Genomic DNA, 20,242 nt, shown 5'->3' with positions numbered 1-20,242 from the left:
TCCCCTCGCAAACGCTGACCATCATGCGATCAACCCAGCAACCCGCTCCCTCAACCCCTCCGGCGTCACCACCTCGGCCCGCACCGGTTCACCCACGTTCAGCCCCACCCGGTTGAACACCCCGCGCCGGAACGGCCGGACCATGGCAACGCGTTCGCCCTGGCGCTCTTCGACGCGGCTGAAGAACGAGCCCCAGAGGTTGGTGAGCGCCATGGGAATGACGTTCACCGCCAGCCCGTCGGCCTGGGCGCGCTCCAGGATCTTCATGACGCCGGCCTTGAAGGGTTGCAGCGTGCCGTCGCGGGTGATGCCGCCTTCGGGGAAGATGGCCAGCAGATCGCCCTCGCGCAACACGGCGGCGGCGGCTTCGAACGCGGCCTCGTAGGCGGCCGGGTCTTCCTTCTGCGGCGCGATCGGAATCGCCTTGGCCAGCTTGAACAGCCAGCCCAGCACCGGCACCTTGAAGATGCGGTGGTCCATGAGGAAACGCATGGGCCGCGGGCTGGCGGCCATGAGCAGCACCGCGTCCACAAAGCTCACGTGGTTGCAGACGATGACGGCCGCGCCCTGGGTGGGGATGTGTTCGTCGCCCGCCACCTTGAAGCGGTAGACGAAGCGCGACGCGATCCAGGCCACGAAGCGCAGCAGGTATTCGGGCACCAGCATGAAGATGTAGAACGCGACCACGGCGTTGGCCAGACCCACTAGCAAGAAGAGCTGCGGGATGCTGACCCCGGCGCTGAGCAGCGCACCCGCCAGCACCGAGCTGCCGATCATGAACAGCGCGTTGAGGATGTTGTTGGCCGCGATGATGCGGGCGCGGTGCGTGGGCTGGCTGCGCATCTGGATCAGCGCGTACATGGGCACGCTGTAGATGCCGGCGAACAGCGAAAGCAGCGCCAGATCGGCCAGCACGCGCCAGTGCGCGGCCTCGGCCATGAACGGGCCGAGCGCGAGGGCCGCGGTGGACGGCGGCAGGCTGTGGGAGGCGAAATACAGGTCGATGGAGAACACGCTCATGCCGATGGCGCCCAGCGGCACGAGGCCGATCTCGACATGGCGGCGGCTCAGGATTTCGCACAGCAGCGCGCCGATGCCGATGCCGATGGAAAACACCACCAGCAGCAGCGAGGCCACCTGCTCGTTGCCGTGCAACACGTCGCGCGCGAAGCTGGGGAACTGGCTCAGGAACACGGCGCCGAAGAACCACATCCAGCTGATGCCCAGCAGCGAGCGGAACACAACGACGTTCCCGTGTGCCAGCTTGAGGTTGCGCCAGGTTTCGGTGAAGGGGTTCCAGTTGATCCGCAGCGCCGGGTCGGTGGCGGGTGAGACGGGCACGGCCTGGGCCAGCGCGCGGCCGACGATGGCGAGCAGCAGGCAGGCTGCGGCCACGTAGGTCGGGCCCACCAGCGGCATGGCGATCAGCAGGCCGCCGGCCACGTTGCCGAGCAGGATGGCCACAAAGGTGCCCATCTCGACCATGCCGTTGCCGCCGGTCAGCTCGCGTTCGCTCAGGTGCTGCGGCAGGTAGGCGAACTTCACCGGGCCAAACAGCGTGCTGTGCAGGCCCATGAGGAACACGCAGCCCAGCAGCACCGGCACGTTCTGCTGCATGAAGCCCCAGCCGGCCAGCAGCATGATGGCGATCTCCAGGTTTTTCACGAAGCGGATCAACACCTCCTTGGGGTACTTGTCGGCGAGCTGGCCGCTGGTGGCCGAGAAGATCAGGTACGGGAAGATGAACAGCGCGCCGATCACCAGGCCCGCCATGGCCGGCGGCAGCCAGCTCACCTGCAACTGGTAGGTGACCAGCACGGTGAAGGCGAACTTGAAGATGTTGTCGTTGCCGGCGCCGAAGAACTGCACCCAGAAGAAGGGGCCGAAGCGGCGCTGGGTGAGCAGGGCGAACTGGCCGCCCTCATGGGCGCCGGGGCTGGCGTGGCCGGTGGTCGCCGTGGGAAGCGCGGTGGACGTGGTGGCTGGGCTGCTCATGCGGATCTCCTCCAGAGATGTTGTGATCAGGGTTCCGAGGGCGCCGCGCCGCGGCCCGTTGCCCGCGCATTCTGCCGCATGGCCCGCAGCACCGGCCAGGCGGCCAGACCGGCCACCAGGTGCTTGAGGCTGTGGCCCGACACCACCTCGCCGGTGGCGTGGAACACGGCTTCGTCGCCCAGCTCCAGCAGCTTGGCCAGCGCATACAGGCCGATCAGCACGCCCAGGCGCACCCCCAGGGCGCCGGCCCGGGGCTGGTGCAGCGCGAGCCAGACCATGAGCGCCATGCCGCCGAACTGCACCACGGCCCAGGGCAGCACGTTGCCGTGGGTGAGCGGCATCGCCGCCGACAGCAGCGCCACCACCAGCGTCAGGCGCATCACACAGGCGGCGGGTTTCTGCCCCACGCGCTCGGCCACCGCCAGCGCCAGCGCGCCGGCAAAGGTGACCGCCATGCCCATGCGGTCGAGCACCAGACCCTGGGCATCGGGCGCCCAGTGGTACCAGGCCGAGCCGAAACCCGTGGCCAACAGGCCACCGAAGAACACGGCCAGGGCCAGCCGCGTACCCGGCGCCCAGGGACCACCACGCAGCAGCGCCCATCCGCCCAGCAGACCCGCGACCGCCAGCGACAGGTTGGTCCAGACGTCCATGAAATTGGGCACGCCCCAGAGGCTTCTGGCGTCCACGAACGGATGGCCGTGGGCATGCAGCGCGGCGTGGCCGTGGGCGTTGAGCGCCAGGCCGCTGTGCGCCAGCCAGGTCGGCCCGGCGATCACGGCCAGCAGCCAGAGCACGAGCAGCGCGGTGCCCACGGTCACCAGCCGCTGCCCGACGGGTGACAAGGGCATGGATCGCGGCACACACAGGGTGGCGGGGCGGGGGGTGACAGACCTGGCGGACAAGGACATAGAGGCACTCCGGTGGCGCAGGGGCCGGGTAAACCAAAGGAACAAGGGGTGAGACCGGGGCGCAGTGTCTGAGCGGCGGGCGCGCAAACGGGTCAACTTCCGATACAGTGCACCCACTTCCAACCCAAGGTATCGGTATTCGATACCCGATCCGCACGAGCGCCGCGCCGCCCCAAGCCGGTTCGCGCCGCCATGCACAACACGAAGGCATTCCCATGAGCACCACCCAGGACTTGGTCACCGCCCTCAAGAAGGAACTCAAGACCGCGCAGATGACCTACGCCGACCTGGCGCGGGCCATGGGCATGGCGGAATCGAGCGTGAAGCGCATGCTGGCCAAGGGCGACATGTCGCTCTCGCGCGTGGACGAGATCTGCCGCGCGCTGCGGCTGGACTTCGCCGACCTCGCGCGCCGCGTGGCCGACGCCCAGCCGCTGCTGCGCGAGATGACGGCCGAGCAGGAGCGCGCCGTGGTGGCCGACAAGAAGCTGCTGCTGGTCGCGATCTGCGTGCTCAGCCAGTGGACGCTGGAGCAGATCACCGCGGCCTACCGGCTCAGCGAGGCCGAGTGCGTGGCCTGTCTGGCGCAGCTGGACCGCATCGGCATCATCGAGCTGCGCCCGCTCAACCGCTACCGCCTCAAGCTCGCCAAGACCTTCCGCTGGCGGCCGCACGGCCCGGTGATGAACTACTTTCGCGACCACGCCCTGCTCGACTATTTCGCCGGCGGCTTCGACGGCTCGGGCGAGGGCCTGCTGCTGGTGCACGGCTCGATCAGCCGCGCGCTCGCGCCGATCTTCGTGGAGCGGCTGCAGCGCGTGGCGCAGGACTTTGCCCAGCAGCACCAGACCGACCAGAAGCTGGCCGAGAAGGACCGTGGGGGCTACACGCTGGTGCTGGCGATGCGGGGCTGGGAGTTTGAAGCTTTCGGCAGGTTGAGGAGGTGACCTCAAGCGCTGGCATGATGTCGGGCTTGCCCGACAGCGGGCCCACTTCTTTTCCTGCTCCGCACGCCCCCATGAACGCACCCGCCAACGACACGCCCGACCACACCGCTGCGGCCCCCGCTGAAGCCCGCGCCCCTGAGCCCACCGGCGCCGCACCACGCGGCCAGCGGCCCAACCGTGGCCGCCGCCCGCAACGCCCGGCCGCCGAGCGGCCTTCCGGCCCGGCGCCCGCGCGCCAGCACCCGGTGCTGGACCAGTTGGCCAGCCTGTACCCGGTGCTGTTCGGCGAGGTTCTGCTGCCCCTCAAGCGCGGCATTTTTCAGGACCTGCTGGCCGCGCAACCCGACACCCTGGACAAGGACGGGCTCAAAGCAGCGCTGGCGCTGCACACGCGCTCCACGCGCTACCTGACGGTGGTGGCTTCGGGCCTGCCGCGCCACGACCTCAACGGTCAGGCGGTGGAAGAACTCACGCCCGAGCAGGTGCACCACGCGCTGATCGAGGTGTTTCGCCGCCGCGGCGCGCGCAGCCGCGAAGACCTGCGGCCCAAACTGCGCCAGCGCATTCTGAAAGCGTTTGAGGCCTCCGGGCTGGAACGCGACGAATACGCCGAGCGCGTGCACGGCCGCGACGAGGAAGTGAACCAGCTCACCCGCGACGCGCTGGCCGAAGCCGCCCGCCACGCCGCGCGCGAAGAGGCCCTGCTGCGCACCTTCGAGGCCAGCGGAAAGACGCTCGCCGAGTTCGCCGACATGTACGGTCTGCACGTGCTGGACGCCAACCGCACGCTGGAGCGCGCCCGGGCCCGCCTGAGCCGGGCCACCACGCCGGCCACCGAGGCCCCCGCCGCAAACACCGACGCCGCCAGCGCCGAACCCGCGACCGAACCCGGCGATCCCTCCCCCGCCCCATGAACCCGGCCCCGCCCGCCGCCACCGCCGAATCGCCCTATGCGTGGTTCCGGCTGATGGTGTCGCTGGCGTTGATGACGCTGGGCGGTGCGGGCATGTATGCGGTCACGGTGGTACTGCCGCGCATCCAGGCCGACTTTGACGTGGCGCGTGGCGACGCATCGCTGCCCTACACGCTGACCATGGTGGGCTTCGGCCTGGGCGGCATCCTCATGGGCCGCTTGTCGGACCGCTTTGGCGTGATGGTGCCGGTGCTGGGCGGCTCGGTGGGTCTGGGCCTGGGTTTCATCGCGGCGGGCGCCGCCCAGAGCCTGTGGCAGTTCAGCCTGGCGCAGGGCATCCTGATCGGCCTGCTGGGCACCTCGGCCACGTTTGCGCCGCTGGTGGCCGACACCTCGCGCTGGTTCACCCGCCGCCGCGGCATCGCGCTGGCGATCTGCATGAGCGGCAACTACCTGGCCGGCGCCGTCTGGCCACCGGTGATCCAGCACTTCATCGACCACGGCGGCTGGCGCCAGGCCTACACCGGCATCGGCGTGTTCTGCCTGCTGGTGATGTTGCCGCTGGCGCTGGTGCTGCGCCGCCGCCCGCCCGCGCAACCCGGCCCGGAACCCGCAGCCACGGGCGGCCATCACCCCGCCACCGTCCAGGGCGAGCGCCCGCTCGGCCTCTCGCCCGGCACGCTGCAGGCCCTGCTGTGTGTGGCGGGGGTGTCGTGCTGCGTGGCGATGTCGATGCCGCAGGTGCACATCGTTGCCTACTGCACCGACCTGGGTTTCGGCGCGGCGCGCGGCGCGGAAATGCTCTCGGTGATGCTGGGCATGGGCATCGCCAGCCGGCTGATCTCGGGCTGGATCTCGGACCACATCGGCGGCCTGCGCACCCTGCTGCTGGGCTCGGTGCTGCAGGGCGTGGCGCTGCTGATGTTCCTGCCCTTCGACGGCCTGGTGCCGCTGTACCTGATCTCGGGCCTGTTCGGCCTGTTCCAGGGCGGCATCGTGCCGAGCTACGCGCTGATCGTGCGCGAACACTTCTCGCCCGCCCAGGCCGGCGCGCGCGTGGGCACGGTGCTGATGGCCACGCTGTTTGGCATGGCGCTGGGCGGCTGGATGTCGGGCGCGATCTTCGACCTGACCGGTTCCTACCAGGCGGCGTTCCTCAACGGCATCGCCTTCAACCTGCTCAACATCGGCATCGTGCTGTTCCTGCTCAAGCGGGCCCGTGGCACGGGTGCCGGCCAAGCACGGGCTGGGGTTGTTACTGCCTGAGCGTTTGCCGTCCGCGTGACCGCCATGCAGAAACGGTCCAACCCAAGGGCACCGCCGCCGGGCCGGCTTTGCCGGACGGCCAGTGCCGCCCCCCTGAGGGGGTAGCGCGAAGCGCTGCGGGGGTGTCGTTCTACGCGGGCATGGTGAACACGGTCAGCACGCCGGTGTAGCCGTAGAGCCTGTGGTGCGCGATTTCGCCGCCGGCGAAAAAGCCGACCAGGGGCACGTCGCCCAGGGCCCGGCGCACGATCTGCAGCTCGGCGCTGGGGGCGCCAAAGTGCGGGCCACCCCGGCCGGCGCAGCTCACGTACACCGCGCCGGCGATGCGACGCGCCGGGTGGGGCGCGGTCTCCAGCTCGTGGGCCGCCAGCGCCGTGGCCACCGGCAGGCTGAGTTCTTCGGGTTCGAGTTCCTCGCGGATCTCCGCGCACACCCGCGTGAGGTCGGCGCGCGCGGCCTGCGCGTTGCGTTCGCACAGCGCCAGCCGCGTGCCCGGGGGCGGCGTGTCGGCAATGGCGATGCCCCGGCGCCCTGGGTCCAGACCGATGATGTGGCGCACCAGGACTTCGGGGCCGAACTGGCCACGCGCCTGGCGCTCGCGCGGGCCGGCGGCGTCGGCCAGCCGCTGCTGCGGCAGGGTGAGGCCCACCAGGGTGGTGCGCAGCCGGTCGATGGCTTCCTGCGGCCGCTCCAGCGTGATGTCCAGGGAGCGCAGCAACACGTCCAGCGCCGGCTCGCCGTCGAGCGAGAGCACGAGGTTGCCTTCGATGGCGCTGATGCCGCGCTCCCGGTCCACCGGTTGCGCGCCCTGCGTGACGCGAGACACCAGACCCACGTCGGGCCCGAAGGCCACGCCGCTCAGACCACCGTGAAACACGCCACTGGCCGCGCCATGGCCGCGCAGATTGCCCGCGCTGCTGAAGGCGAACTGCACGCTGGCGTCGCGGCTGCCCGCCAGACCGCCGAACAGATACCCGCTGGCGGTGCGCTCGGCCACCTCGGCGATCAGCTCGGCCAGCTCGGGGGTGCCGCTGTCGGCGTGCACCAGCGCGGTGTGGGCCACGAAGCCGTCGGCCCCCGGCTCGCGCCCGCTGGCCGAGAGCGGGGCCACGCCGCTGAACACGCGGTACTGGTCGGGGCTGAGGTCGCACAGCATCACGGCCAGCGCGGGTTCGTCGAAGTACTCGACGTTGTTGGCCGACACCCCCACGCCCACCGTGCCGGCCCAGTCGGTCACCTCGGGCAGCTCGGCGCTGAGGTGCTCCAGGATGGCCCGGGCCTCGCTGGCGTAGTGGTCGGTGATGTAAAGCAGCGCCAGCGCAGGCGCCTTGGCGTGGTCGGGCAGCGCCATCTGCGCGCGCAGCTGCGCCAGCACCAGGGCGGCGGCCATGCGCCATTGGGGGTGGGTGGCGTGGGCGTAGGGAAAGAGTTTCATGGGGTATGGACCACGCCGCTGGCGCCGGGTTCAGTCCGCCCGATCAGCGTCGGCGTGCGCCGCGCGCGGCCTTGCCGGTGGCGGCTTTTTTGGCCGTCGCTTTCGGGGGCGCCGCCTTCGCCTTCTTCGCGACCGTGCGGGTGGTGGGGGCCTGGGCGGGCGGGGCCGGCTGGAAGCCGGTCATGGGGAAGAACGAGGTGGGCAGCGGCCAGTCGCCCGCGGACAGCGGCTGGACCGGCGCCGAGCGGGCAGCCGGTGCCGCGGCGGTGCGCGTGCGCGCGGATGCTTTCCTGGCCACGGGCGCGGGGGTGGCTTTGCGGGGAGCGGTTTTCTTCGCCGCCGGCTGGGGCGTGCTCTTGCGCCCGGTCACGGCCCGCGCCGCCGCCTGGCCCAGGCCGCGCGTGACCTTGCCGGCCACGCCGGTGGCGGTCTTGACGGCCTGCTCGGTCAGGCCGCTGGCCACCTGACGGGTGGTGTCGAGCGCGGTCTGTTTGGCCACGTCTTTCAGCGCGCTGGCCGCGATGGTCTGGAACTGCTGCGACAGGGCGCCCCACCACTGCATGGGGTCCACCACGCCGCCCGCGGGCGCGGTGGCCTGGGCGGCGGCGGTCGGTCGCGCCCGGGTCTTGCGGGGCCGGGCCGCGGGCGGAGGCGCCGGTTCGTGGTCTTCCTCGTCCTCGTCGTCGGTGGTTTCGTCGGCACCATCCGCCCCCGCCTCGGCGGGCGGGGGGCTGCCGTAGGTGCGGGGCGGGATCTCGAGACCGGCGAAGGCGGTGTGGGCGGGGGCGGCGGCGGGCGCGCCACCGGTGAAGCTGGCCACGGTGTCGGCGGCCTTGATCTTGAGCGCGTTGGCCACGTCGCCCAGGCTGAAGTTCATGTTCTTCAGCGTGGCCAGGGTCATCTTCTGCACCTCCAGCGCCTGGATGGTCGCCCCCAGCGCCTTGGAATTCTGGTCGAGCCAGAAGTGCACGGCCTTGAGCTCTTCGATGCGTTTTTCCAGGTCCTCCACGTTGAAGGTGGGAGCCACCCAGTTGCCCAGGTTGGGCAACTGCGGAATGCTGTTGCCGATGCCTTGTGCCACGCCCCCGGCGGCCTGGCCGGCGAGGTTCTGCAGGAACTCAAAGCCCGGCACGAATTTGCCGAAACCGCTGCCCGATGTGTCGCTCATGAAGGTCTCCTGATGGGTCGTTCCGCGGTGGCTCTCAGCCGTCCACGCCGTAGCGGGGCGCGCGCCGTTCCCGCAAGGATGCCACACCTTCGTGCACGTCGGGGCCCCCAAAACCCATGAATTCCAGGGCCAGCGAGGTGTCGAACGCCGGGCCGGCCTGGCGCAGCCAGTTGTTGAGCGAATACTTGGTCCAGCGGATCGCGGTCTGGCTGCCGCTGGCCAGACGGTCGGCCACTTCATAGGCCTTGTCGAGCAGGGCTTCATCGTCCACCGCGAGCGACACCAGGCCGATGCGTTCGGCCTCTTCGCCGCTGATGGGGTCGCACAGCATCAGGTAGTACTTGGCCTTGGCCAGGCCGCAGAGCAGCGGCCAGACGATGGCGGCGTGGTCGCCGGCCGCCACGCCCAGGCGGGTGTGGCCATCGACGATCTTGGCGGACTTCGCGGCGATGGAGATGTCGGCCAGCAGGCCGGCCACCAGGCCCGCGCCCACGGCCGGGCCGTGCATGGCGCTGACGATGGGCTTGTCGCAATTGATCACGTTGTAGACCAGGTCGCGCGCTTCTTTCCAGACGCGGGTGCGCACCCCGAAGTCGCTCGCCATGTCCTGCACCAGCGCCAGATCGCCGCCGCCCGAAAAACCCAGGCCGCTGCCGCGCAGCACGGCGCAGCGCACGCTGTCGTCGCGCCCCACATCGCGCCAGATCTCGCTCAGTTCCCAGTGGCCTTCGTGGCCGGCGGTGGGCAGCTTGCCATTGCCCCCCGGGCCGTCGGCGCGCATCTGGATGTCGAGCACCGAGGGCACGCCCTCCACGGGCGGGCCACGACGGGTGATGGCGAGGGTCTGGTAGCGGCTGTAGTCCACAGGGGTCATGCTGGTCTCCGTTGCCGGGGTCTGACGCCCCGGGATCTGGGTGGAATGATCGGGCGATTCTGCCCCGTTTGACCGGCCGAACCGGCCCGATTCGCCGGAAATCCGCGCCACGGCATGGCGCTGGGGCGCGGGCCAAAACCGCGTCCCATCAGGTGGGACTTGACGTGTGTCAACGCCCCTGTCACGGTACAGGCGCAGTATGTCTGTCATGGCGCCGTCGCGAGCCATCGCCCGGAGCGCTTCCGAGAACCACGAGGAGAGCTTGCATGAGTCAGAACGTTTCCGACACTTTCGCCAACCAGCTGCGCGAGATGCGCACCGAGTTGCTGGGCCAGTTGCGTGGGCAGCGCGGCGGCAAGATTGGCCGCGCCGAGGCGGCCGCGGACGCCCGCGAGGCCAGCAGCGATGACTGGGCGCGGGCCGAGACCGAGCGCGACCTGGCCTTCGGGCTGGAGGAACGCGAGTCCGCCGAACTGGTGGCCATCGACGAGGCGCTCAAACGCATCGCCGACGGCAGCTACGGTCTGTGCATCGACTGCGGCGTCGCCATCGCCACCGCACGGCTGCACGCCAACCCGACCGCGTTGCGCTGCGTCGCCTGCCAGGAGAAGGCCGAGCAGGCCTGACCCCGACCGCACCGACCCGCGGCCCATTGCTTTCATTTGTTCAGGAGGTTTCCCATGCCCACTTTTCACGCCGTCGTCTGGATGGACCGCCGCGAGGCCCACGTGTTGAAGTTCGATCGTGAGCATGTCGAGTCCGAGAGCATCAAGTCCCGCTCGCACCACAAAGCCACCGGTGGCCACGTGGGCTCGCACCAGCTGATGCACGGTCGCGGCCCCGCGGCCAGTGGCAACCACTCCCCCGAAGGCGGGCACAGCTCGACCGACGAAAACTTCTACCACGAGGTCGCGCAGGCGCTCCAGGGCGTGCGCGAGATTCTGGTCACCGGCCCGGCCCAGGCCAAGGACGAGTTCCGCACCCATTGCCAGCACCACGAAAAGGACATCGCCAGCGCCATCGTCGATGTGGTCTCCGCCGACCACCCCACCGACCGCCAGCTGGTGGCCATGGCGCGCCAGTATTTCCTGAAGCACGACCAGAACGCCGGCGACCCCACGCAGCGCTGAGCCGCGGCGGCGGCGCTGCACATTCACGGGGGGTTTGCTATCCTGCCCGGATGCCGACCCACAGCCCTCAGACCCTTCCCGCCCGAAGCCTGTTCCACCTGGCGTTTCACGTCACCGACCTGGACGAGGCACGCCGCTTCTACGGTGGCGTGCTGGGTTGCGCCGAAGGCCGAAGCACCGACACCTGGGTGGACTTCGACTTCTTCAGCCATCAGATCTCGCTGCACCTGGGCGAGCCCTTCAAGACCACACGCACAGGCCGCGTGGGCGACCACCTGGTGCCCATGCCGCACTTTGGTCTGGTGCTGTTGCTGCCCGACTGGCGGGCGCTGGCCGAGCGGCTGGAGCGCGTGGGCACGGACTTCGTGCTGCGCCCGCAGGTCCGTTTTGAAGGCCAGCCGGGGGAGCAGTGGACGATGTTCTTCTGCGACCCGTTCGGCAACCCTATCGAGATCAAGGGTTTTGCCTCGCTCACGCAGGTGTATGCCCAATGATGGCGGCGCGGGTACCGATGCGGTGGGTCGATGAGCGGCCCGTTCGCGGCGCCAGACGTCGCCACACGCGCGTCGGTTGGCCGGTAGCATCGACCCCCTGAACGTCGCTCAAGAGGCGCGCACCCAGCGCCCGAGCCTGCATCCCCAAACACCCCCATTTCCCCACCAAGCCATCATGCGTTCATCCTCTTCCTCCTCCGGTCTTTCGCGACGCACTTTCAGCGGCCTGATCGCCGGCGCAGCCGTGCTGGGCACACCCGCCTTGAGAGCCCAGTCGGGCAACCGGGTGGTGCTGGGCCAGTCGGCCGCGTTCACCGGCGCGGCCGCCCAGTTGGGCATCCAGTTCCATGCCGGTGCCAAGCTGTACTTCGACCAGCTCAATGCCCAGGGGGGCGTGAACCAGACCCAGATCGAGTTGCGCCAGCTCGATGACGGCTACGAGCCCGACCGCTGTGCGGAGAACACGCGCAAGCTGCTGGACGACGAGGTGTTCGCGCTGTTTGGCTACATCGGCACGCCCACCAGCGTGGTGGCGCTGCCGCTGGCGATCAAGGCCCAGACCCCATTCTTCGCCCCGTTCACCGGCGCCATGGGGCTGCGCCAGCCGTTCAACCGCATGGCGTTTCACATGCGGGCCTCGTACAACGACGAAACCGCACTGATCGTGCGCCAGCTCACCAACCTGGGTCTGAAGAAGATCGCGGTGTTCTACCAGAACGATGCCTATGGCAAGGCCGGCCTGAGCGGCGTGAACCTGGCACTGGAAGCCCAGTCCCTCAAGCCGGTGGCCACCGCCACCGTGGAGCGCAACTCGGTCGACGTGGCCAGCGCGGTGAACACCATCAACGCGGCCCAGCCCGACGCGGTGGTGCAGATCAGCGCCTACGCGTCCTGCGCCGCCTACATCCGCGCCGCGCGCAAGGCGGGCTACGGCGGCAGCTTCTACAACGTGTCGTTCGTGGGCACGCAGGCGCTGGCCGATACCTTGGGCAAAGAAGGCGCCGGCGTGGCGGTCACGCAGGTGGTGCCTTCGCCGTACAGCTCGGCCCGGCCGCTGACGCGCGAGTTTCTGGCGATGATCGCCCAGGGCGGCAACAAGGTGCAGCCCAACTTCTCCAGCATGGAAGGCTTCATGGCGGCTAAGCTGTTCACCGAAGGCCTGCGCCGCGGCGGTGCGGGCCGGCCAACCCGCAACAGCCTGATCGAGGGACTGGAGAGCATCCGCGACCTGTCCATGGGCGGGTTCAACGTGTCGTTCGGCCCCGACAACCACGTGGCATCGAAGTTCGTGGAGCTCTCCATGCTCACCGGCGACGGACGGATCCGCACCTGAGACCCTGGTCGGACAAGCCCCGGGCCGGGCCACCGCTGCGCCCGGGCCCGGAACGTGTTCGCGGTCTCAGCGATCCAGCGGCGCGATCTTCTGGTCGATCGCCCCGAAGACGCTCTGGCCGTCCTTGCCCTTCATCTCGATGCGGATGGTGTCGCCGAACTTCATGAATTCGGTGGTCGGCTGGCCGTCCAGAATGGTTTCGATGCAGCGCTTCTCGGCGATGCAGCTGTAGCCCTTGGGCCATTCCTGGCGCCCGTCCACCTCGATCGCCTTGTTGCTCACGGTGCCCGAGCCCACGAGGGAACCGGCGCGCACGTTGCGCGTCTTGCAGATGTGGGCGATCAGCTGGCCGAAGTGGAAGGTCATCTCCGGGCCGGCGTCGCACATGCCGACCTTGCGGCCGTTCCAGGTGGACTGCAGCGTGAGGTTGACCCGGCCACCGGCCCAGGCATCGCCCAGCTCGTCGGGCGTGACCGCCACCGGGCTGAAGGCGCTGGCGGGCTTGCTCTGGAAGAAGCCGAAGCCCTTGGCCAGTTCGGCCGGGATCAGGTTGCGCAGCGACACGTCGTTCACCAGCATCAGCAGGCGCACGCCGTCCAGCGCCTGCTCGGGGCTGGCTCCCATGGGCACGTCGCCCGTGACCACGGCGATCTCGGCTTCGAAGTCGATCCCGAAGTCTTCGCTGGGCACGACCACGTCGTCGCAAGGACCAATGAAGTCGTCGCTGCCGCCCTGGTACATCAGCGGATCGGTGTAGAACGAAGCCGGCACCTCGCTGCTGCGCGCCGCACGCACCAGCTCCACGTGGTTGATGTAGGCCGAGCCGTCGGCCCACTGGTAGGCCCGCGGCAGCGGCGCCATGCACTGGGCGGGGTCAAACGGGAACGCGTGGCGCGCCTTGCCCTGGTTGAGCGTGACGTACAGGTCGTGCAGCTGGGGGGCGTGGAAGTTCCAGTCGTCCAGCGCCTGCTGCAGCTTGTGGGCGATGCCCGTCGCATAATGAGCGGTTGACAGATCGCGTGAAACAACCACCAGTTGTCCGTCGCGTGAGCCGTCTTTGTAAGTGGCGAGTTTCATGCAAGTCTCCTGCTGCGGGTTCTTTGAGATGCCATGATTCTGCCCCCGGCCAACCGCTCACACGACCGACCGCCGGGTGGCGCTCCCCAGGGAGCCATCATGCACATGGAATTACGAATAGTGAAATCAGTTAACCTATCCGTAAGAACCGGATTCTAAAACAAAGTCCCGACGCGCATGCAATGACCCCGGAATTCCCCCTGGAACCCGCCCACGGTCCCACCGTGCAAAACCGAACGCCCACCATGCCCGCTGCCCCTCGCCCCTCCGCCACCGCTGTCGCACCGGCCCGCGCACCGCGGCGCGCGGCCCCGCCCGCCACGGAACCGAGCGACGATGACGAGCCCTTGCGCGCGGGCATCCAGTCGGTCGAGGTCGGCTTCGAGCTGCTCAACGCGCTCTCCAACGCGCCGGGCTCGCTGATGCTGCGCGACCTGGCCGCGGCCGCCGGCATGAGCGCGGCCAAGGCACACCGCTACCTCGTGAGCTTCCAGCGCATGGGCCTGGTGATGCAGGATCCGGCCACCACCCGCTACGACCTCGGCCCCGCGGCCCTGCGCCTGGGCCTGGCCAGCCTGAGCCGGATCGATGGCGTCAAGCTCGCTCGCGAGCGGGTCGAGGCCCTGCTGCTGGAGACCGGCCACACCCTGGCCATCGCGGTCTGGGGCAACCAGGGGCCGACCATGGTGCACTGGGCCGAAGCCCCCCAGACGGTGCCGGTCACGCTGCGCCTGGGCGACGTGATGCCGCTGCTGACCTCGGCCACCGGACGCTGCTTTGCCGCGTTCATGGGCCACGAAGGACGCGATGCCCAACGCATCGCCCCCATGATCCGCGACGAGCTCGCGCGCCTCAAGAAACTGCCGCGCAACGGATTCGCGGTGGCGGATCTGCCGCAAAGCCAGGCCGACGTGCAGGCCATGCTGGAGGAAACCCGCCGCCACGGCCTGGGGCGTGTGGTCCACAGCCTGCTGCCGGGCGTGGGGGGCTTCTGCGCCCCGGTGTTCGATGCCCAGGGCCATCTGGCGCTGGGCCTGGTGGTGCTGGGCTCGGTGACCACGCTCGACACGGCCTGGGACGGTGCACCCGCCACCGCCCTGCTGCGCTGCGCGCACCAGCTCAGCGCCGATCTGGGCCACACCCCGTCGCGCTGAAAACGGTCCTTCCCGCTTGCTCCGCCCCATGTCCCGTTCCCGTCTCGACGCCCCGCCCCGCTGGACCGTGCTGCTGGGCCTGGCCGCCGCTGTGCTGGCGCTGCACCTGCTGCTGTTGAGCGGCGGCGTGTCCAGCTGGTCGCTGGACCTGCTGGATGCCCCCGAGTCGGACACCGGCGTGGCGGCCTTGCCCGCGGATCCAACGGCCCACCCCGAGGCGGCCGCAGCGCCGCTGCCCGACGCGCCGCCCCCCGTGACCACCAGCACGGTGCGCTGGATCGTGCCCAAGCCCGTGCCCCCGGCGCCGCCACCGCCTCCCAAGCCCAAACCCAAGGTGGAGAAGAAACCGCCGCCACCGGCGCCCGAACCCGAAGAACCGCCACCGGTCGAGGTCGCTGAAGCGCCGCCGGAGCCACCGCCGGTGGAACCCGAATCCAAGCCGACCCCACCCGCCGAGCTTGCTCCGCCGCCGGAGCCTGCGCCCGAAACACCCGCGGTCGACACCGCGGCGACCAGCGCGGCCCGGGAAAACGCGAGCGCGGTCGACGCTTCGTTGCAGAACGCCCTGCTCTCGCCCAGCGCCGATCTGCGCTACGACGTGAGCGCCGACGCCAAGGGCATGCCCTATTCGGCCCGGGGCCATCTGACATGGGAACAGGACGGGCGGCGCTACAAGGCCCGCATGGAAATCAGCGTGCTGTTCCTGGGCAGCCTGGTACAGACCAGCGAGGGAACGATCGGCAGCAAGGGCCTGGTGCCCGAGCGCTTCACCGACCGCAAGCGCAGCGAACGCGCGGCCCATTTTGACCACGCCACCCAACGCATCCGCTACAGCAACAACGCTCCCGACGCCCCCCTGCTGCCCGGGGTCCAGGACCGGCTCACGATCAACCTGCAGCTGGCCGCCCTGTTCAACGCCCAGCCATCGGCCTTTCACGAGGGCCAGACCCTGCGCTTGCCGGTCAGCGGCATCGATGCGGCGGAAATCTGGCTGTTCCAGATCGGACCCCAGACTCGACTGACCGTGCCCGCGGGCGATTTCGATGCCCGCAAGCTGACCCGCAACCCGCGCCGGCCCTACGACCGCATGGTCGAAATCTGGCTGGCCCCGGCCCTGCACCACCTGCCGGTCCGCATGCGCGTCACCGAGCCCAACGGCGACTACTTTGATCTGCAGCTGCGCACGATGCCGGAACTCGGTGCCGCGGCGCCGCCTCCGCAATGAGCTGGCACGCTCCGGATCCGGCCACGCACAAGTGAGTCCCCACACACAGATGTGGCCGATCCGTGCCTTGGACCTCGGGAATGTGCCAAAAATGACACGCATCTTGAATCTTCACCGGCCGTGACCATCTAAATCACCAGACGGACTGCATAAGTCCGACCAATTGCCGATATAAGGTTCATGAGGAACACAGGTTTCTCTCTTTCAAGGATGTCAGTCATGCACATGCTCTACGACTCGGATGCCTTTGCCGTGGTCCACATCCTCGCCAACGCCCAGATCGAAGGCGAGGTCGAGCAGGACCAGGGTCCACAAATCCCGCGCCACGGTTTCGAAATCGTGGACAAACGGTCGGGCAAAGAGGTCTACCTGGACGGCTCCTGGGCCGAAATGTTCCAGATCCAGATCACCGCCTGGCAACAGAACACCCCTTCGCAGGAAGAGGTGGAAGACACGCTCGAAGGCTATGCCACGCTGGCGCAGATGCCGGTGGTGATGCATTGAGGCTCCCCCCGCGCCGCGCCTAGGGGCGCGTCACCCCCCGGGGGGCGATGCCTGCGGCCCGGCGGAGCCGGTTCCGCGGCATCCTTGGAAACTTCCCCTCTCGCGTTTTGCCCGGTTTTGACCGGGCTTCGTTTTTTTCAGGCCTTGTCTTTGCGACTCAGCCAGCGGTACACCGGCTCGGCCAGCACCAGCACCGCCACCAGGCGGCAAACCTGAAACGCGGTGACCATCGGCACGCCGAGCTGCAGCACCTTGGCGGTGATGGCCATCTCGGCGATGCCGCCGGGTGCCGTGCCGAGCACCAGCGTGGCCGGGTGCAGGCCGGTGAGCGCCGCCAGCAGCCAGGCGAAGCCGGCGCACAAGCCCATCATCACGGCGCTGGCGAACGCCACCGAGGCCAGCCAGCGCGGCGCGGTGTGCACGAACGCCGGGTTGAAGCGCACGCCCAGGCTCACGCCGATGACGAGCTGGGCCGCGGCGCTGAGCCACCCCGGGATGGCCGACAGCGTCACCCCCGACAGCGTGAGCAGCATGGTGACCAGCAACGCCCCCATGAACCAGGGGTTGGCACGGCGCAGCCGCCGCATCAGCAACACCCCCGCCAGCGTGAGCAGGCCGAGCCAGAGAAGGCCGCTGGCCTGCACCACGCGCGAGGCGGGCGGCAAGGCGTCCAGCCCGCTCACGCCCCAGAACTGCATCGCAAACGGGACCGTCAGCGTCACCAGCAGCACGCGCAGGCTGTGCGCGGCGGCCACCAGATCGGTGCGCGCGCCCTGGCGCTCGGCGATCAGGGTCATTTCGGACGCACCCCCGATGGACCCCGCGAAATAGGTGGTGCTGCGCAGCTGCGCCGGGGTGAGCCCGCTCAGGTGCCCGGCGTGCACGCGGCGCATCCAGGCACCAAACCCCAGACCGAGCGCCAGCGCCCAGGCGATGCCCAGCGCCACGCCCCACCACAGCCCCGCCACCAGCACACCGACGGCGGGCGTGAAATACAGACCCAGCGCGGTGCCGATGACCCACTGCCCCGCGTTGCGCAATGGAATCCAGCTTTCCGTGGGGGCCCCCAGCACCGACACCAGGGACGTGGCCACCAGCGGGCCGATCATCCAGGGAATGGGCGTGCCCAGCCACACGCACAGCTGGGCCGCCGCACAAGCCAGCAGCAGGGTCAGGGCCGTGCGCGTCCAGGACGCGGGCCGCAACGGGAAAGAGAACATCGCGCGGAGATCGGAAAGACGGACGGCACCGGGTGGGCCGGGGGACGTAGTATCGGCGGATGAACTGTCGAAGCCCTGTCATCCGGGTGGCGGCCTGGGTCGCGGTGGGGGCGGTGGCGGCCGCGCTGCTGTCCGGTTGTGCGGCCTCCCTGGCGCCGCGGCCCGACCCCGACGCATCGGCGGGCGCGCTGCTGGAGCGCCTGCTGCCCACACCCCTGCTGCTGGTGGGCGAACAACACGACGCCCCCGAACACCAGGCGCTGCAGCGCGCGCTGGTGCAGCAGTTGGCCGCGCGCCAACGGCTGGCCGCGCTGGTGGTGGAAATGGCCGAGTCCGGCACGCGCACCACCGGTCTGCCCCGCGATGCGAGCGAAGCTCAGGTGCGGCAGGCCCTGCGCTGGGGGCCGGACAACGGCGGCTGGCCCTGGCCCACCTATGCGCCGGTGGTGATGGCGGCGGTGCGCGCCGGGGTGCCGGTGCTCGGCGGCAACCTGCCCCGCGCCGAGATGCGCGCGGCCATGGGCCAGGCCGAGCTGGACGGACTGCTGCCCAGCGCCGCCCTGGAGCGCCAGCGCAGCGCCATCCAGGAAGGCCACTGCGACCTGCTGCCCGCGCCACAGATCGCGCCCATGACCCGCATCCAGATCGCCCGCGACCAGGCCATGGCCCGCACCGCGGCGGCGGCCGTGCGGCCCGGGCAGACGGTGCTGCTGGTGGCGGGCAACAACCATGTGCAGCGCGACCTGGGGGTGCCGCTGCACCTGCCGACGGGGCTGGCGCACCGTGTCGTGTTGTCGCTGGCCCGACCCGCCAACGCCGAAGTGGCGCCGCCGAGCGGGTCCACGCCCGGGTCCGACGCGGTCTGGAGCAGCCCACCGCGCGCTCCGCGTGACTACTGCGGCGACATGAAGCGCAGCCTGGGCCGCTGACCAGCCAGACCGGCAGCGGCACATGCGGAAGGTCTGCTTGTCAAAGCGAGCCCGTTCAGTACACCACGCCCAGGGCCATTTTGCCCACCGTCGGCAATCCCGCTGCCGTCCAGGCCGGCAGGCCACCCCGGTACCAGTACACCTGCGCATGGCCGGCCTGCACCGCCCGCAGCGCCGCATTCGCCGACAGCCAACCCGCCCTCGCTCCGCCATAGAACACCAGCGGCTGTGTAGGATCGGGTGAGGCGGCCCGGATCAAACCCTCGAACCGCTGGTGAACGGCGGCCTCCTGGGAGGCGTCATCGAAGGCACCTCCCGCCCCCAGCAAGGCGAATGCCCCGGGCACCATGCCTTCGTCGGGCGACACATCCACCACGATCGGGAGCTTGACGTCCTTGAGCATGCGCACCAGCTCCGCCGTGTCGATGCGCTCCACACCGCGCAGCCTGCAGGGCGCCGCTGTATCGAAACCCGCCTGCTCCAGCGGTTTGCGCTGCCAGGCCTCGCCGCTGCAGAAGTCGGCCTTCTCATTGGCCACCGCCCCGGGAGATGCGGGCGGCAACTGGGCCAAGGCCTCCCGGGTCTGACGAGACTGCCATTCGAACAGCGGCCGGAGATCCTGGTCGTCCAGCGCAAGCAGACGGCACAACCTGGGCTTGCCGTTGCGCTGGTTGCACCCAAGGAGCGCTCGGGCCATGGCCAGCTCGGGGGAACTGGCCCCACCCGTGACGTGCGCCCGAGTCATGGGTCCACCCGACATCCCTTCATCCCAGGCGATGGCCCGGTGCACAGGCGCCATTGCGAAGGTCTTGAAAAAATTCTCCAGTTCCGGGCAGTCCCCTTTGGGGCAAAGTTCCTGACGCACTTGTTGCGCCCAGGCCGCCAGATCGAAGGGCGCGTCGTTCACCGCCCGACCAAAGAGCCTGAGCTGAAGTCGCATCGAGACCGGCAGGTCCACCGCGACGGTCTCGCGCTGCGTCACCAGACCCAGGGTGAAGGCATCCTTGCCTTCCTGCGGCTTGCAGGTTGTGGGTTGGTGCGCATTGAGGCACAGCGCGGCCTGACTGGCCTGGGCCGGATTGCGCTCGATGTCGCGCAGGATCAGAAAACCACGGGGGTCCTTGAAACCATAGATCGCCTCGTTGATCAGTCCGTCGTTCATCGCCGTCCCGATCTGGCGGCGGAAAAACGCATAGAGGGCAGGCCCGATGCCATGTGCAAGCCGCCCCGAGTCGATGTCGTAGCCCCCGTGAATGCCCAGCAGGGTGCTGCCCGGGGTCCGGCCCGACCCGAAGCCGCGCGTCTTTCCCGCCACGAACATCACGGCACAGGCCGACAAGCACCTGCCCACGGCCACCGTGTCCAGCCCGGCATCCCGAACGGCTTCTCCGACCGTCAACGCGGTCCAGAGGTCCCCGCCCGGCGAATCCACCAGGACCAGACGACGCAGCCCAGGCTGGGACAGCTGTGCCCTGAACGACTGAAAGTCCTCGCCACCAACCGCCCCTGTCGCGAACAGGGTGTCCTCCACCCGCTCCAGGGTCATCGCCCCCGCCTCCAGGTGCGCCAGCAGGCAGATCCCGGCCAGCCACCCCTTCATTCCCCTTCGCACGGTTTCCATCAAGTTCCATTCCCCACTCTTGCGGCGTCCTCGCCGCACGGGATTT

At 69.5% G+C, this 20,242-nt stretch carries 19 protein-coding genes; 11 read left to right on the top strand and 8 right to left on the bottom strand.

Annotated features, from left to right (window positions below; genetic code table 11):
- Positions 1–21: 21 nt before the first annotated feature.
- Positions 22–1,995 carry an MFS transporter gene (locus AC07YZ_RS22930; RefSeq protein ID WP_494796490.1) on the bottom strand — a complete coding sequence of 658 codons (1,974 nt, stop codon included), beginning with the start codon at positions 1,993–1,995 and terminating at the stop codon, positions 22–24.
- Between the two features lie 26 nt (positions 1,996–2,021).
- Positions 2,022–2,846, bottom strand: a complete 825-nt coding sequence (locus AC07YZ_RS22925; protein ID WP_494796489.1) for a hypothetical protein — start codon at positions 2,844–2,846, stop codon at positions 2,022–2,024.
- 275 nt (positions 2,847–3,121) lie between these two features.
- Between AC07YZ_RS22925 and AC07YZ_RS22920 the strand changes: the two genes are divergently transcribed.
- The 3 genes from AC07YZ_RS22920 to AC07YZ_RS22910 all read left to right on the top strand — a co-directional run bounded on the left by AC07YZ_RS22920 (position 3,122) and on the right by AC07YZ_RS22910 (position 6,032).
- Positions 3,122–3,853, top strand: a complete 732-nt coding sequence (locus tag AC07YZ_RS22920) for a helix-turn-helix domain-containing protein (RefSeq protein WP_494796488.1) — start codon at positions 3,122–3,124, stop codon at positions 3,851–3,853.
- Between the two features lie 71 nt (positions 3,854–3,924).
- Positions 3,925–4,767, top strand: coding sequence for a ProQ/FINO family protein (locus tag AC07YZ_RS22915; protein WP_494796487.1), 843 nt, complete (start codon positions 3,925–3,927; stop codon positions 4,765–4,767).
- Complete coding sequence (locus tag AC07YZ_RS22910) at positions 4,764–6,032, top strand: MFS transporter (RefSeq protein ID WP_494796486.1); 1,269 nt, start codon at positions 4,764–4,766, stop codon at positions 6,030–6,032. The genes AC07YZ_RS22915 and AC07YZ_RS22910 overlap by 4 nt, the downstream gene beginning before the upstream one ends.
- A gap of 130 nt (positions 6,033–6,162) precedes the next feature.
- On the opposite strand, the gene AC07YZ_RS22905 is transcribed toward AC07YZ_RS22910, so the two are convergent.
- Genes AC07YZ_RS22905 through AC07YZ_RS22895 form a run of 3 tightly spaced genes read right to left on the bottom strand, consistent with a single transcriptional unit; the run spans position 6,163 to position 9,509 of the window.
- Positions 6,163–7,467, bottom strand: coding sequence for an FIST signal transduction protein (locus tag AC07YZ_RS22905; protein WP_494796485.1), 1,305 nt, complete (start codon positions 7,465–7,467; stop codon positions 6,163–6,165).
- 43 nt (positions 7,468–7,510) lie between these two features.
- The gene (locus AC07YZ_RS22900; RefSeq protein WP_494796484.1) at positions 7,511–8,635 is read right to left on the bottom strand and encodes a PhaM family polyhydroxyalkanoate granule multifunctional regulatory protein; all 1,125 of its coding nucleotides are present in this window, start codon (positions 8,633–8,635) and stop codon (positions 7,511–7,513) included.
- 34 nt (positions 8,636–8,669) lie between these two features.
- Complete coding sequence (locus AC07YZ_RS22895) at positions 8,670–9,509, bottom strand: enoyl-CoA hydratase/isomerase family protein (protein WP_494796483.1); 840 nt, start codon at positions 9,507–9,509, stop codon at positions 8,670–8,672.
- 266 nt (positions 9,510–9,775) lie between these two features.
- On the opposite strand from AC07YZ_RS22895, the gene AC07YZ_RS22890 reads away from it, so the two are divergent.
- The 4 genes from AC07YZ_RS22890 (at position 9,776) to AC07YZ_RS22875 (ending at position 12,466) form a co-directional block, all read left to right on the top strand.
- On the top strand, positions 9,776–10,135 hold the full coding sequence (locus AC07YZ_RS22890; protein ID WP_494796482.1) for a TraR/DksA family transcriptional regulator: 360 nt from the start codon (positions 9,776–9,778) through the stop codon (positions 10,133–10,135).
- Between the two features lie 54 nt (positions 10,136–10,189).
- Complete coding sequence (locus tag AC07YZ_RS22885; RefSeq protein WP_226490251.1) at positions 10,190–10,639, top strand: hypothetical protein; 450 nt, start codon at positions 10,190–10,192, stop codon at positions 10,637–10,639.
- Positions 10,640–10,689: 50 nt separating this feature from the next.
- The gene (locus AC07YZ_RS22880) at positions 10,690–11,133 is read left to right on the top strand and encodes a VOC family protein (RefSeq protein ID WP_494796481.1); all 444 of its coding nucleotides are present in this window, start codon (positions 10,690–10,692) and stop codon (positions 11,131–11,133) included.
- Between the two features lie 175 nt (positions 11,134–11,308).
- Positions 11,309–12,466 (top strand): ABC transporter substrate-binding protein, encoded by a 1,158-nt coding sequence (locus AC07YZ_RS22875; RefSeq protein ID WP_494796480.1) that lies wholly within the window; start codon positions 11,309–11,311, stop codon positions 12,464–12,466.
- Between the two features lie 66 nt (positions 12,467–12,532).
- Here the strand turns inward: AC07YZ_RS22875 and AC07YZ_RS22870 are convergent, their stop codons facing one another.
- Positions 12,533–13,543, bottom strand: a complete 1,011-nt coding sequence (locus tag AC07YZ_RS22870) for a fumarylacetoacetate hydrolase family protein (protein ID WP_494796479.1) — start codon at positions 13,541–13,543, stop codon at positions 12,533–12,535.
- A 245-nt stretch (positions 13,544–13,788) separates the two neighbouring features.
- Between AC07YZ_RS22870 and AC07YZ_RS22865 the strand changes: the two genes are divergently transcribed.
- From AC07YZ_RS22865 to AC07YZ_RS22855, 3 genes are all read left to right on the top strand, one after another.
- Positions 13,789–14,697 carry an IclR family transcriptional regulator gene (locus tag AC07YZ_RS22865; RefSeq protein WP_494796478.1) on the top strand — a complete coding sequence of 303 codons (909 nt, stop codon included), beginning with the start codon at positions 13,789–13,791 and terminating at the stop codon, positions 14,695–14,697.
- Between the two features lie 28 nt (positions 14,698–14,725).
- Entirely contained in the window at positions 14,726–15,922 is a 1,197-nt protein-coding gene (locus tag AC07YZ_RS22860) for a DUF3108 domain-containing protein (RefSeq protein WP_494796477.1), read from the top strand.
- 219 nt (positions 15,923–16,141) lie between these two features.
- The gene (locus tag AC07YZ_RS22855; protein WP_226490257.1) at positions 16,142–16,426 is read left to right on the top strand and encodes a BTH_I0359 family protein; all 285 of its coding nucleotides are present in this window, start codon (positions 16,142–16,144) and stop codon (positions 16,424–16,426) included.
- Between the two features lie 137 nt (positions 16,427–16,563).
- Here AC07YZ_RS22855 and AC07YZ_RS22850 read toward each other — a convergent pair whose 3' ends face one another.
- Positions 16,564–17,646 carry an AbrB family transcriptional regulator gene (locus AC07YZ_RS22850; RefSeq protein ID WP_494796476.1) on the bottom strand — a complete coding sequence of 361 codons (1,083 nt, stop codon included), beginning with the start codon at positions 17,644–17,646 and terminating at the stop codon, positions 16,564–16,566.
- Positions 17,647–17,705: 59 nt separating this feature from the next.
- On the opposite strand from AC07YZ_RS22850, the gene AC07YZ_RS22845 reads away from it, so the two are divergent.
- The gene (locus AC07YZ_RS22845) at positions 17,706–18,575 is read left to right on the top strand and encodes a ChaN family lipoprotein (RefSeq protein ID WP_494796475.1); all 870 of its coding nucleotides are present in this window, start codon (positions 17,706–17,708) and stop codon (positions 18,573–18,575) included.
- 55 nt (positions 18,576–18,630) lie between these two features.
- On the opposite strand, the gene AC07YZ_RS22840 is transcribed toward AC07YZ_RS22845, so the two are convergent.
- Positions 18,631–20,196 carry a rhodanese-like domain-containing protein gene (locus AC07YZ_RS22840; RefSeq protein ID WP_494796474.1) on the bottom strand — a complete coding sequence of 522 codons (1,566 nt, stop codon included), beginning with the start codon at positions 20,194–20,196 and terminating at the stop codon, positions 18,631–18,633.
- Positions 20,197–20,242 lie beyond the last annotated feature (46 nt).

It is taken from the genome of Hydrogenophaga sp. GW101-3F08, assembly GCF_059424585.1.
This window is presented reverse-complemented; position numbering and strand designations above follow the sequence as displayed.